Raw genomic sequence first — 389 nt, forward strand, 5'->3', positions numbered from 1 at the left:
CCATTGGGTGATGTAGCCACCGGTGGCGGGCATGCGGAACCGCGGCGACAGGCTGCCGCGCGGCTTGCTGCCGATCTGGTCGTCTTCGATGATGCCGTTGTCCTGCTTGTCGGCGGCAACCCGGTTGTAGGTGGCCTCGGGCACGCGTACGGCAAACACCGAGACCCGTTCCTCCTTGCCGGTTTCCTCGTTGCGGATCGGCAGTTCGGCAGCATTGCCGGCCTCGTCCAGCGCTTCGGTCACCAGATAGTAGTTGCGGCCACCATTGGCCTTCTCGTTGTAGCGCCAGACGCCGGTGCGTTCATCGTCACGGTTGACGATGCGGTAGACCAGGGTCTGCGACAGCAGCCCCACCAGCTGGCTGACCTCGTCCAGGGCCGGCCCGGCTT

The 389-nt window shown here is 65.6% G+C and carries 1 protein-coding gene; it reads right to left on the reverse strand.

What is annotated here, in order from left to right:
• A partial coding sequence (locus tag D7V97_RS43920) for a DUF6384 family protein (RefSeq protein ID WP_199729308.1) occupies nt 1-389 on the reverse strand: 389 nt, incomplete at both ends.

Origin of the sequence: Corallococcus sp. CA053C (genome assembly GCF_003611675.1) — a bacterium.
GTDB lineage: Bacteria > Myxococcota > Myxococcia > Myxococcales > Myxococcaceae > Corallococcus.